At 33.1% G+C, this 13,958-nt stretch carries 11 protein-coding genes; 7 read left to right on the forward strand and 4 right to left on the reverse strand.

Features of this window, described 5'->3' with window-relative positions; all coding sequences use genetic code 11:
- Nucleotides 1-535: 535 nt before the first annotated feature.
- Nucleotides 536-2,827, reverse strand: coding sequence for a PAS domain S-box protein (locus QMD61_03895; protein MDI6723765.1), 2,292 nt, complete (start codon nt 2,825-2,827; stop codon nt 536-538).
- Nucleotides 2,828-3,031: 204 nt separating this feature from the next.
- Between QMD61_03895 and QMD61_03900 the strand changes: the two genes are divergently transcribed.
- On the forward strand, nt 3,032-3,154 hold the full coding sequence (locus tag QMD61_03900; GenBank protein MDI6723766.1) for a hypothetical protein: 123 nt from the start codon (nt 3,032-3,034) through the stop codon (nt 3,152-3,154).
- A gap of 43 nt (nt 3,155-3,197) precedes the next feature.
- Here the strand turns inward: QMD61_03900 and QMD61_03905 are convergent, their stop codons facing one another.
- The 3 genes from QMD61_03905 to QMD61_03915 all read right to left on the reverse strand — a co-directional run bounded on the left by QMD61_03905 (nt 3,198) and on the right by QMD61_03915 (nt 5,064).
- Nucleotides 3,198-3,626, reverse strand: coding sequence for a hypothetical protein (locus QMD61_03905; protein MDI6723767.1), 429 nt, complete (start codon nt 3,624-3,626; stop codon nt 3,198-3,200).
- Nucleotides 3,627-3,716: 90 nt separating this feature from the next.
- Nucleotides 3,717-4,019 (reverse strand): isoprenylcysteine carboxylmethyltransferase family protein, encoded by a 303-nt coding sequence (locus QMD61_03910; GenBank protein MDI6723768.1) that lies wholly within the window; start codon nt 4,017-4,019, stop codon nt 3,717-3,719.
- A gap of 271 nt (nt 4,020-4,290) precedes the next feature.
- Nucleotides 4,291-5,064 (reverse strand): nitroreductase family protein, encoded by a 774-nt coding sequence (locus tag QMD61_03915; protein MDI6723769.1) that lies wholly within the window; start codon nt 5,062-5,064, stop codon nt 4,291-4,293.
- Between the two features lie 653 nt (nt 5,065-5,717).
- Between QMD61_03915 and QMD61_03920 the strand changes: the two genes are divergently transcribed.
- From QMD61_03920 to QMD61_03945, 6 genes are all read left to right on the forward strand, one after another.
- Nucleotides 5,718-6,410, forward strand: a complete 693-nt coding sequence (locus tag QMD61_03920; GenBank protein MDI6723770.1) for a hypothetical protein — start codon at nt 5,718-5,720, stop codon at nt 6,408-6,410.
- On the forward strand, nt 6,394-6,705 hold the full coding sequence (locus QMD61_03925) for a hypothetical protein (protein MDI6723771.1): 312 nt from the start codon (nt 6,394-6,396) through the stop codon (nt 6,703-6,705). Before QMD61_03920 ends, QMD61_03925 begins: the two co-directional genes overlap by 17 nt.
- Nucleotides 6,706-7,467: 762 nt before the next feature.
- Complete coding sequence (locus QMD61_03930; protein MDI6723772.1) at nt 7,468-8,826, forward strand: RNase J family beta-CASP ribonuclease; 1,359 nt, start codon at nt 7,468-7,470, stop codon at nt 8,824-8,826.
- Nucleotides 8,827-9,124: 298 nt separating this feature from the next.
- Nucleotides 9,125-10,657: a SulP family inorganic anion transporter gene (locus QMD61_03935; GenBank protein MDI6723773.1), complete on the forward strand. Its 1,533-nt coding sequence runs from the start codon at nt 9,125-9,127 to the stop codon at nt 10,655-10,657.
- 324 nt (nt 10,658-10,981) lie between these two features.
- Nucleotides 10,982-11,884, forward strand: coding sequence for an ABC transporter ATP-binding protein (locus QMD61_03940; GenBank protein ID MDI6723774.1), 903 nt, complete (start codon nt 10,982-10,984; stop codon nt 11,882-11,884).
- Nucleotides 11,885-12,138: 254 nt separating this feature from the next.
- A complete protein-coding gene (locus QMD61_03945) occupies nt 12,139-13,497 on the forward strand; it encodes a hypothetical protein (protein MDI6723775.1) in 1,359 nt (452 codons plus the stop codon).
- Nucleotides 13,498-13,958 lie beyond the last annotated feature (461 nt).

Below are 13,958 nucleotides of genomic sequence, written 5' to 3' on the forward strand. Positions count from 1 at the left end.
TTCACACAGATGGTTTAGTTTAATGTTAATTCTAGCTAGATAAGTTCCTATTATCACAGGAGGAATTTAAATGAATATTTAGCCTTTTATTCCCGAAATCAGGGTCTGGATTCAGACTATTGCTGCCATAATATTAGTAATTATTGCGATCTGGAGTTATAAAAGACAAAAAAATGGAAAGAAGCTAAAATAAAAGAAATGTATTTTACATCAAATAGCAGGAAACATTTCTTACTTTTTTTGCTTTAATTGAGCATTAATTCATTTTTTTAACATATCTCCCCCCAATATTTATAGGGAATTCACATGCTGGACATCTTTTATAATCTATATTGCCCAGTCAATGATTTTAAACCCATAACTTTCTGCAAGGAACTTACCGCGCGATGGACAGTAAGTATTCTCATATTTATATAGGTACATTCCCTAAATAGGGATAAAATATTCCAACATCTTTTGCCATTTTATAATGTCAATCAATTCAAAACATAAATTCAGAATCAAATTTCCAATTAAATAATCTCTTACCCTGCATTCAATTCTTTAAACACGGTAAAGTAAAATAAAAAGTAGATCCCTTACCAAATTCTGATTCCGCCCAGATATGCCCTCCGTGTCTTTCAACAATCCTTTTAACAATGGACAAACCAATACCGGTACCTTTATATTTATCCCGAGTATGTAAACGCTGGAATATGGTAAATATACGCTTCAGATATTGTTCTTCAATTCCAATACCATTATCTTTTATGCTGAATACATAGTTATCTTTATTTTCATCTTTATAGACAGAAATATGGACTTTTAATGTTTCCTCACATTTTCTAAACTTAATAGCGTTTGAAAGCAAGTTCTGGAAGACTCTCTGTAACTGTACACCATCACCCATCACATCTGGAAGTTCTTCATAGGTTATTTCTGCATTGGACTCTTTGATTGAAGTATCAAGACTTTGAATAGTAATGTTTAAAATCTCATCCATATCAATGATTTCGAATTCTTTTCCTTTGGTTGCAACACGTGAATATTCAAGCAAGCCTTCAATCTGTTCTTTCATGCGAACTGCAGCTTCTACAATGTAATCCATGAATTCGTCTGCATCACTATCCAGCCTGTTTTTATAACGACGCTCCAATAATTGCGTAAAACTGGCAATAGTACGTAAAGGCTCCTGAAGATCATGGGAAGCCACATAAGCAAAATGTTCTAATTCCTCATTAGAACGTTTTAAATTAATTATTAAGTTATTTATTTCTTCCTCTACTTGTTTTCTTTCTGTTATATCTCGATTAACAGCCACCCAACCGGTAATATTATTATTTTTGTCTTTTAATGCCATAACAGTTGATTCAATAGGAATGGTAGTTCCATCTTTTCTTTTATAAATTGTTTCCCCTTTAAAACTTCCTTTTTCCCCCATTGATTTAATTACTTCTTCCTTTTCGGCATTGGGATATTCTATTTGAAGAATAGAATTGGTGTTTTTTCCCATTACTTCATCTGATTTCCATCCGAATATTCTCTCAGCGGCTTTATTCCATGATGTGATATTAAATTCACTATCTGTGGCGATTATTGCATCGTTAACATTTTTAAGCAGATCCGCCTGATATTTAAGCTCTGCTGTTCTCTCTTGAACTTTAATTTCTGAATTATCACGTGCTCGCATTAATTCTTCTTCCATCATTTTACGTTCCCTTATATCTATCCCTATCCCTACCTGGCGACCATCCGGAATACGTACATTTGCCCAGCTTGAATCGACAATAGACCCGTCTTTAGCAGTTATTTTAAAATCCCGCCATCCAGAAGTAAGAGATTGCATATAATCCTGAACCATTTTTCTGTACTCTGGATCAGGATAAAATACAGACATAAAATCATTGTGCTTAACATCTTCCTCGTTCCAGCCCAATACTTCCCTAAAATTCTTATTAAACTGGATCGTCTTAAGTTGAGGGTCATAAATGGTTATCATCACAGGTATGGTGTCAATTATCGCCTGCAACAATTCACGTTTTTTTTTCAATCTTTCATCCGCTTTTTTATGCTCTGTGATGTCATTACCTATTGATAATATTTCCAGAGGCTGGCCATCTTCATCTAAAATTACTTTGTTTGTCCATGCAATCCATGCACGTGATCCATTCCTGCGTACATTTTCGTTTTCATTTATTTCATAAAGTTGTGGACTATCAACAATATCCTGAATAAGTTTTTTTAAATCTTTTCCAGATGAATCAACACGAGGTAACAGAATACCTATATTTTTTCCTATCAACTCTTCTTTTTTATATCCAAAAAAGCGCAACCCATAGGGATTCATAAAAGTAATAGTTCCATCAGGCTTCCAGTGCAGTATAATACTATTTGCAGTTTCTATTAGGTGTTTATATTTCTCTTCACCATTAACTAGAGATTTTTCTACTTTTTTATGTTCTGTAATATCTTGAATTTGCACCAGATAGCCGGAATCGATGACATAAATCGCATAGTCCAAAAAAACTATTCCATTTTTAGTGGGGTTATAAAAATCCAGTGTTTTCATAAGATCTAAATCCAGAGGTGCCTGAAAATTAATAGAGCCTTCGATAAGTAATTCATCTTTTATATCCCGAATATAGGGATTCATAAATAAATTAAAACCTAAAATATCTTCTAATTTAGGAATTCCCATAATATCAAGGGCAGATTTATTTGCATCAAAAGTATTACCCTCTTCATCATAAAAAATAATCCCCAAGGGTGACTTATTGAATATTTCTCTAAATTTACCCTCTAACTTAGAATTAGGGCTTCCAGTACCTGTTTTATCGGTTATTTTCATAAAAACACGTCCCATATATTTTTAATTTTAATACAAAAATAATTTGCTATTTAATTTTTATGAAAAATTTAAAAAAATAATATTACTTTTCTGATGCTCTCCCTCAATGCACATTATTTATCAATCACAAACTAACTGAGGAGAGTTATAGCTACATATTAATTCTGGCTTGATAAGTTCATATTTACAACAGGAGGATTATAAATGGATATTTGGCCTGTTATTCCCGAAATCAGGGTCTGGATTCAGACTATTGCCGCCATAATATTAGTAATTATTGCGATCTGGAGTTATAAAAAACAAAGGAATGGAGAAAAGTCAAAATAGTTTATTGGAATCAAAAGAGCATATCCCATTATATAAGCAACCTTCATTTTTTCTTTATTAAAATTGTTGAACATACTACTTTTGTTTCAAGAACTTCATTTTCATCTTCCTGTTGTTTGATATAATCTAAAAATAGTTCTTTATTATCAAGATATTTTTCAATTAGCTCATTACATCTTTCTTTGAGATTTTTAAAAATATAATCATTTGATTCTTTAATCTCATCATTTTGGATTTTAACTTCTTCTATTAAATTTATTCCCACATCAAAGATTTGCTTTAAAACTATTTCTCTTTTCTGTATTAATCGATGAGTATAATCACTATCATCTTCAATATAGCAGTCATCAAGAACAATTAATCCATTTTTATTCATAGATTTTTTAATAGTTGATAATGTATCGTAATAATCGCCGAAAACAGGCCCTATAGAACCAAGAATTATAATATCGAAATTTGAACATTTATTCACTTCAAGCCTTATATCGCCGGTTATAAATTTACAGAGAGATGATACATTATACTCCTTTGCTTTAAAATGAACCAAGTAGAAGAGGAGTAGCTAATGCATAGAGCAGTCCCCTAAATATCCGGGATGTCTCACAAATTGATATGGGCCGTATTTACAGACTATTTGACCCCTATCCTTTTGAACACGAACAACAGATGAGAAGAATTTATTTTTCCTTTTTGCCCATAATACGATTATCTGCCCTATTGAATACACTAAAGCTGCGATAATAACTACAAAAATAGGAATTCGTGGCGTCCATCCAAACTGCCTGCCGTCCAGGACTGAAATTATAAGAACCGCGAAAAAAGCAGGCACAGAAACTATGTAAAAGGTTTTATCCCATGCCTTCATACCTTCCTGGGGTTTTAACCTTTCCTGTATAATTCAGGAGGTAATAAGAAATAAGGGAGTAGGAGAAAGATAATGTTCAACCCGATATAAATCCATCCCTGCCAGTAGTCAAGACGCCCCGCCAAAATAAACGTTATTGCTGTTATAAAGGCCATGAAAAAAATGGATCTTAAAATTAATTTTCCCTCAACTTTTCCAAGCTTTCTTTTTTGACTCATAATATAAATTCTTTACAAAGGTTTTTACTTCTATTTATCTGAAATTATATCTATTATTCAATTTTTAAACTTGCAATATATTCATATCCTTCAGGAGCATTCTTTTCTGCTCCTTTATCAGATAAAATCCCAGCTCCCTTACCAAAATGTTCTGCTGCAACCGTTATGTGGTAAATAGCAATCCCCATACTTATAGTGTTATATTTTTTTACGCGAGGTGCCTTGTGTTCTTTAACTGCATATGGTTTAGATCCATAAGCATGGATCAAGTTTCTATTTCCACTAAAAAACCATGGCTGGCTGTTACCCGCTGAAGGTGCAAGACGTGCTGCTTCTAATATTTCATCTGCACCTTTAATGTCGCTTATATCTCTTAGAGATTTCCTTTTAAATTCTGAAACACTTGATCTATGCATTGATCCTATATCTTGAGGTTTTCCGAAGGCCATTACAATTACAAATTCTAGATCTGAAGCTTTCAGCACCTCTTCCTTTGGTTGTGGAGATCCTAACCAGCAGCTACCTATATCATTTCCAGATAGTAAAAGATCCATCTTCTGCAGCATAAAACCAGCATTCACCAGATAATCATTTTTTGGCTCTGAAAATACTGCCAGATAATGAGGTGCTTGTTTCTTCTTTTTCTTCGCTTCAACTTCATCTAAGGACAGTATCTTCACTTCTGTTTTAATGTCATTGTACATTGGTTTTAAATTATTTAACTCGTTTGAAATTTCTGCAAGCGCATTATCATCAAGTGGGGTTAGATCATATCTTTTAACAGATTTTCTTTTAAATATAGAGTCATAATAATCAACTTTTTTCATTATTTAGCCTCCAAAATCTTTGATTTTGGGGTTCCAAAAATTCATTGAATTTTTGATAACCTCCAAATAATCCAATTAGATTTTTATTACTAAAATTAATAATGTTATGTTTAACTTTAGATTTAATTATCACTCTTCAAAATCTTCAAAAATATATTAAATTCAAATTAAAATAAGAAAATAAAAGATAAATAGGATATCAAATCTGCCCATTTGTCTGTAACCGATAGGAATACTCTCTTTTGAAGTTACAGAATCTTTTGTGTATAATTTATTTTTATCCATAAATAACGCCGCTGTATTCTACTGTTCATATTTAACCTATTGTTTATATATTAATAATCTAAATTCATGTATTTAATCATAAAAAGGAAAAATGTAATTATTTAATCAATAAAATAGTATGTTAAAATAAATAAAAACCAAAAAATTTTAAATATTTAATTTCTAATTTTATAAACTTACATTAACGTCTAAGAACAAAAGATAAATATTAATTAAATATAATTCCAATTATGATTAATCCTCCATCATTAGTTAATTGTTTTGCTCAATTTTGCAGAATTAAATCATCACATGATGGTTCCAGCACTTTAAATTTATTAAGTCATAGATTTTTCTATCCTACAACCTTACTTCCCATTATGGGATATATGGTAGAAAAGAAAATAAATGCAATTGTAAGCCCACAAGTTCATGGGTATGTATCTGCAATCTTACCTGATTTCTTAGCCAATAAATCATATGTACCTTCTAAAACATATGTACCTTTAAGGCAATTAACACCCAATCAGCCAGAAATAATGCATAAAACTACTGATGAAATAATAGATTTAGCCGATACTAGTTATGGAGGAGAAGGAGCATTTTTCTATTTATTTACTGAACTAATAAATAATATAGAAGATCATTCAAATTCTACAAAAGCATTCATAATGGCTCAAAAATATAAAAAATTAGATTTCACTGAAGCTTGTGTATTTGACAATGGAATAACTATTCCTAAGTGTTTTGAAAATCATGACATAAATTTTAGTACTGATTCTGAAGCTATAGAAAAAGCTATGAATGGTAAATCAACAAAAAAAGATCAAAATGGAAGAGGATGGGGAATAAATACAAATGTTCAAATCTTTACTGAAGGTCTTGATGGAGAAATATTTATAGCCTCACGAGATGGGGCGGTATATATTAATAAGGATAAAATAGAAAGATATAGATCAAGTGGAATTTACCATTTAGATGGTACTCTAGTAAGTCTTAGGATTCCAAGAGGATCTATTGATGTAACTAAATATTTAGAAAGAAAAGATATTTTGAGGGATAAAAATGCAAGAGAAGTATAGAATAAGTATAGCTGAATCTATATCGCCAAGATTAGGTTACCGAAGCTCAGTTGCAGAGCTCTTTAAGTCAATAGAGCATATCCCCCATAAAGGAGTCGAAATTGATTTCAAAGGCACCCAATATATTAGCCGATCATTTGCTCATGAATATTTAAAACAAAAAAACTTGACACAAAAAGAAATTAAAGAGAAAAATATTCCACAGAGCATTGCAAAAATGTTTCAGATTGTAACTGATTCTAAAGAAAAATATAGAATTGAAAGAAAAATACAAAAAACAATTATACTATCTTAATCTAATTTTTCTTCCTTTTTTCCATTTGATCTATAGTGAAAATTTAGTTGAATTAATATTTAATTTCGTTATAGTCGAGTTTAGCGAAATAGACACTAACTCTTGTATCTAAAATTCTCAAATTATATATAAAAAAAAGACTTAACTCATAGAAAACTATATTTTTCTAAAAAATAACATTATCACAGAAAAATCATTCGTCTTTTAAATTTTGGTTAATATCATATCTACATTCTATTAAGGATTATAAACACACGAAAAGTATATATAACACATCAAATAAACCAAATTAATGTCCTTAATCAACTGTATTATAAAGTTATAATTTTTTAATCAGCACAACGGCTCATTTTTATAAGTATTCAATATACTTTTTTCAATTGTAAGTGGAATATTTCCCTTTTTTAAGGAAATTTTTAGGATTTATACATATAAACTGTATAGAAAATACTGTTTTATACAATACATTAAAAGGATGAAAAATGCCCAATATAAATAATGATATCCAATTAAAACAAATATTAAATAAAGTTACATCTTTTTTAGCCTATAAAAATCCTATTTTTAATTATCTTTTATAACAATTTATGATAAAAAATATCTAATTCATAGAAAAACGGATTATAAAAGATACAATTAATCAATTAGGGCACAATAATATAATAAAAAATGGAAGGAACAATAAAATGAATTTAAATAAAAAATTAGATTATTTATCGTTGATACGATACAATATCAAATGGAATCCAAGGAGATCCTATAATGAGTGTTGAGGTAATAGCAATAGGCGGATATGAAGAAGTAGGAAAAAACATGTCCGCAGTTAAAATCGGAGACGAAATAGTTATCTTCGATATGGGAATTCACCTTGACAGAATTCACATTCATGAAGATACAGATATAGCGAAAATGCACAGTCTGGATTTAATCGAAAGAGGAGTTATACCCGATGACACCATTATGAAGGAAGTTGATGGTAAAGTAAGGGCAATAGTATTTTCACACGGTCATTTAGATCATATAGGGGCTGTTGCAAAGCTTGCGCACAGATATGAAGCACCAATAATAGCAACACCTTACACAATAGCGCTTATAGAGAAAACTTTTAAAGGAGAAAGGAAATTTAAGGGTAGAAACAATCTTCAAGTCCTGAATTCTGGTGATATGTTTAGAATATCTTCAGAAATTACCTTGGAGTTTGTACATACAACCCATAGTATACCTCAAGCAGTAACACCTGTTCTTCATACTTCAGAAGGCAGAATAGTTTATTCCAATGATTTCAAGTTTGATAACCATTTAACACTTTCACCACCACCAGATTACAAGAGATTTAGGGAACTTGGTGAAACTGGCGTTTTAGCACTTATAGTCGATGCTACCCGTGCAGCAGAGGAAGATCAGGTTAAAACTCACTCTGAAAAGGTGGCAAGGATTGTGCTTAAGGATATAATGGAAGAACCTTTGAAAGAAGATAAAGGTATGATAGTAACAACTTTTGCATCCCATATTGAAAGAATTCAAGCCATATGTGACATAGTAAATGAAAGCAATCGTAAACTTCTTCTGCTTGGAAGATCAATGGAACGCTACTGTACCCTGGCAGAAAGACTGGGAATACTTAAGCTACCCACTAGTGCAAGTGTTTATGGAAATCCAAAGGCAATTAATAAGGCGCTTGCACAGGCAAATGAGAATAGATCCCAATATGTTTTAGTGACAACTGGACATCAGGGAGAACCCGATGCACTGCTCCCAAGAATAGCCAATGATAAGACAATGTTCAATGTCCAGCCAGGAGATAACATTATCATATCAGCACCAGTTATACCAAACCCATTGAATAAGGCCAACCGTAACCTTATGGAACACAGGTTAAAATCAAATGGTGCAAGGATATTTACTAATGCTCATGTTTCAGGACATGCAGGACGTGAAGACCATAGAGACTTCATAAATATGCTTAATCCTCAACATTTAATACCTGCTCATGGAAACTTGGAAATGTTAACAGCTTATGCAGAACTTGCCGAAGAAGAAGGATATAAAATGGGAAATAATATCCATATACTTAGAAATGGGCAGGCACAAGTATTTAATGAGAGGCTGGAAGAGCCTTAACATAAAAGGAAAAAATAAATAGAATTATCTTAAGAGTTAAATTTCATTAACTTTTAAATTACTTGTTTTTAGAGTCTGAAAATATTTTTTAAATATCTTCAGGCAATTAATTCATAATTATCAGTTTTAACAGCATTTTGCGTTATCAGGTGATATGCTGTAAAACTATATTTTTATGAGTACTAGGATCCTATGTTTTTTGAAATCATTGGGATTAACATTAAACAATTATAACTAACAAAAAGAGATGAGCGTTTATTCATTTCGCTCTAAAATATATTAATGGATTGATTGAATTATGTCTCTTATGAATAAAATAAAAAATAAAACAAACAATTTAAATACGAAAAATGAAATTTTATCAGGTACTACAGTGGCTCTGGCCCTTGTACCAGAAGCAATTGCATTTTCAATAATCGCGAATGTAAGTCCATTAGTTGGCCTTTATACTGCATTTATAGTAGGATTGATTACTGCACTTTTTGGCGGAAGGCCGGGAATGATTTCCGGTGCCACAGGAGCAGTAGCCGTTGTAATTATTGCTTTAGTAGCAAGACACGGTATTGAATATCTATTTGCAGCCGTTATTTTAATGGGCCTTATTCAAATGGCAATTGGATTTTTAAAGCTTGGAAAATTCATCCGACTTGTACCCCAAGCAGTGATGTTCGGGTTTCTAAATGGTTTAGCAATAGTTATCTTTACCTCACAATTTGCACAATTTCAAACAGCAGATGGAGGCTGGTTAACTGGTCCTGCCCTCTGGATTATGCTAGGATTTGCAGCATTATCAATGGCAATCATTCATTTCCTACCAAAATTTACTAAAGCAGTTCCTGGATCTTTAGCTGCAATTGTGGCAGTTTCAGCCATTACAATAGGTTTACAAATCCCAACAAAAACCGTTGGAGATATAGCTTCAATTGCAGGTGGACTTCCATCATTTCACATACCAATGATACCGCTTAACTTAGAAACATTATACATCATACTTCCCTATTCAATTATTATGGCATTAGTGGGTTTGATTGAGAGTCTATTAACACTTAATGTTATCGATGAGATGACTGAAACACGTGGAAGAGGAAATAAAGAGAGTGTAGCTCAAGGAGTTGCAAATACCGTTTGTGGTTTCTTTGGAGGTATGGGTGGCTGTGCTATGATCGGTCAAAGTATCATAAACATTACCTCTGGTGGTAGGAATCGTATTTCTGGAATTACGGCAGCAGTAGTCTTATTAATAATCATTTTAGCTGGCTCTTCACTTGTAGAAAAGATACCTATGGCTGCATTAGCTGGATTAATGTTTATGGTGGCAATAGGCACATTTGAATGGGCTTCACTAAGAATTATAAGAAAAGTACCGAGGACTGATGTAATTGTGATGATAATTGTTGCGGGAGTAACTGTAATGTTCCATAACCTTGCAATTGCAGTAATTATTGGTGTTATTATATCAGCTCTATCTTTCGCATGGAATAGTGCCAAAAAAATCCATGCACACGTAACATATGATGAAAATCAGGTGAAACACTATGGAATAGATGGACCGCTCTTTTTCGGATCAGTAACTGCTTTCAAGGAAATATTTGACTATAAAAATGATCCTGATGAAATAGTTATAGATTTTAGTGATTCAAAAGTAATGGATCATTCCGCTATTGAAGCATTAAACTGCATGACTGAAAAATACTCCAAATTAGGAAAAATAGTCCATTTAAAGCATTTAAGTGAAGACTGCCGACTGCTCTTAGATAATGCATCAGAAATAATTGATGTAAATCTATGGGAAGATCCTCGCTACAAAATAGCTGATAACCAATTAGAATAGACTAGAATCTATTTTCCCCTTCTTTTTTTTACCTGAATTTTATTTTAAGCTGAGTAATAGGTTGATTTTTCCCCATAATTATTTTTAAATGGTATAACCTTTTTTCTTTAGGTTTTCCCTTAAGGCTTATGCTATCTCATTCTGCTTTATATTCTCGAAATTTGGTCTGAATAATTTGAAAAAAGGGTGTATTACGTATATTTTGCAGCTTAATTTTTTGCATTTTGAATATATGTACAGATAAAATTATTAATAAAATGATACAGACAGAAAAAGTAGATTGGAAACTTTATAATGTTCTGGAGTTATAGGAGATGTTCATCTATGTCTGTAATTGAAATAAATAATCTAACCAAATATTATGGAAAAGTTAGGGCCTTAAATGGTATAGATATGCAAGTAGAGCGAGGGGAAGTTTTTGGTTTTATTGGCCCTAATGGGGCAGGTAAATCCACCACACTACGTATTATGATGGGCATGCTCCAAAAAGATAGTGGACGCGTAAATATTCTAGGTAAAGACCCGTGGTATGATGCGGTAGAATTACACAGACATCTGTCCTATGTTCCAGGTGAAGTAAATCTATGGCCCACCCTCACAGGAGGGGAAGTAATTGATCTTTTAGGAAGACTCAGAGGAGGTTTCCAGGAAGAACACCGAGAAGAACTCATAGAAATGTTTAAACTTGATCCTACCAAGAAGTGTGGCGCTTATTCCACAGGCAACAAGCAGAAAGTTGCATTAATATCTTCATTGGTCTCTGATGTTGAATTGTACATTTTTGACGAACCTACCCTTGGATTGGATCCTTTAATGGAAGGTTTGTTTCGCCAGTATGTAAGAAAACTTAAAAAAGAGGGTAAAACTATTTTACTATCCAGCCACATATTGTCCGAGGTGGAAGCCCTCTGTGATAGAGTTAGCATTATCAGGGAAGGTCAGATCATCGAAACCGGCACTTTTGAAGAATTAAGGCATCTCACCCGCACATCTATCACAGTAGATACTCATAAGCCCATTATTGGCCTGGAAAATCTGGAAGGAATACATAATCTTACTCTAAAAGGTAATCATGCGCAGTTCAGTGTAAATGCTGAGAAAATTGATTCAGTGCTGAAATATCTGACACAATTCGGTGTGATTTCACTTTTAAGCGCTCCTCCCACTCTTGAAGAGCTCTTCATACGTTATTATGGTATGGAATACACTGAAACATATGAGGGGTGATTTTCATCATAAAAATAAAAATAGGAGATTTTTCAGGAAGTTTGGCTTTAATTAAATTACTTCTACGCTGGGACCGTATAATTTTACCTTTTCTAATTTTGTTCCTGGTTATAATTTTTGTTGGCATTGCTGCCAGCTTTGTTAGTCTTTATGATGATGTTGCGTTGCGAGAGCTTCTGGTTGTACAGCTTGCTAGTAATCCCGCTATCGTGGCACTTTTAGGATCTGTACAGAACTCTTCATTGGGAGGTCTGGTGGCCTGGCGAAGTTCCGTAATTGGTCCCATACTGGTGGCCATGGTAAGTATTTTTCTAATGATCCGCCATACTCGTAGTGAGGAAAAAAAAGGACGTCTTGAACTTTTAAATTCTACAGCAGTGGGCAGACAGGCGGCGCTAGCTTCAGCATTAATAACTACTTGTGGAGCTAATATTCTTATGGGGGTGTTAATTGTCCTATCTTTCATTGGCCTGGGACTTCCATGGGAAGGTTCACTGGCCATGGCCCTATCCATGACCGCTTTTGGCTGCCTATTTGCTGCTATTGCTGGCGTAGCCGTACAGTTAACTGAAAGTTCCAGCGATGCTCGGTACATCACGGTTGCTATTTTAATAGCTTTTTTCTTACTTCGCACACTGGGATGGGATGATGGGAGTGTTGTTTGGCTGTCATGGATTTCGCCCCTGGGATGGGTTCATCATATCCGTGCCTTTGCCGGTGAACAATGGTGGATTTTTGGATTATTTATTGTTTTAACATTGGTTTTGTTTGTTTTGGCATACTACCTATCTTCCCTTCGGGATCTGGGGGCTGGAATTTTACCACAAAGAACAGGTCCTGCCAGGGCATCATTTGCTCTGAGTAGTACTCTGGGGCTGACATGGAAACTTCAAAGAAGAATGCTTATCTTCTGGATATTAGGGTTCGTTATTATGGGTATTATGGGGGGGATCATGGCCCCAACAGTTTCCAATATATTTATTGACAATCCGCAGTTCATGAATCTCCTCTCTCAACTGGTTAAAGGTGCAAAACCAGTGGATATTTTTATAAGTCTGATGTTGGTACTATTTGGACAAGTATTTGCTATTTATGGAATTTTAGCGGTGTCAAAATTACGTACCGAGGAATCAACTAATCATTCGGAATTTTTGCTCACTAATGCTGTGAATAGGACTCTTTGGGTTTTTTATAATTTGTTTTTTGCATTTATTGGTCTGACAATACTATTATTTCTATTTGTTTTAAGCTTCAGTATTAGTTATAGTTTAATTTCAGGTGATATGGGTCAGGATCTGCCCCTATTATTAAGTGCAGCTCTGGTTTATTTACCCGCGATTTTGGTGATGGTAGGACTAACTGTGGCTTTATTTGGTTTGATACCTCGTTTAACTTCTTTAAGCTGGGTAGCACTGGGATTATTTTTCATAATTAACCTATTAGCTGATTTCTTTGATGTAAATCAATGGATACTGAATATTTCTCCATTTACACACGTACCTAATTTACTTGTAGGAGATACTGTAGGATGGCCTTTAATTTTGGTTTTGGTAGTTGGGTTGGTACTTATATTCATAGGCATAGTTGGATTCCGGCGACGTGATATCGTCTGAATAATTACTTGGATTATTTAAAAAGGTTAATATATTATTTTATAATGAATTTGAGGTTATAGTAAATAGCCTGCTATGATTAATTTACGTTCGCTGCATTATATTGTGGTAAACAAAATAAAAACCCAGATAAAACCTGCTATTAAATACTAACACTAAATAATCCCCAGATTCAATAACAAAATGAAAAACTAACATGAATTCATAAGTAAACCTATATGTGGAGTTTTCAAAATTTTAAATCAAATTTAGTTATCTTATTGCTTTTGTGCTTACTCTTGTTGAAGCCATACTAATCGTTTATATTACTATCTTGTAATTAAAAATTTAAATAAAAATAAATTAAAAAAAAGAAATGTTTATTTAATAAAATTCTCGCCTGTAAAGTCCTATTGAATGGTTTAATGCCTTAATTGCTGCTTCTACACCTTCCCATCCTAAAACTTCAGTTGTTTTCCCTT

The organism is Methanobacterium sp. (assembly GCA_030017655.1).
In the GTDB taxonomy this organism is placed as follows: domain Archaea; phylum Methanobacteriota; class Methanobacteria; order Methanobacteriales; family Methanobacteriaceae; genus Methanobacterium_D.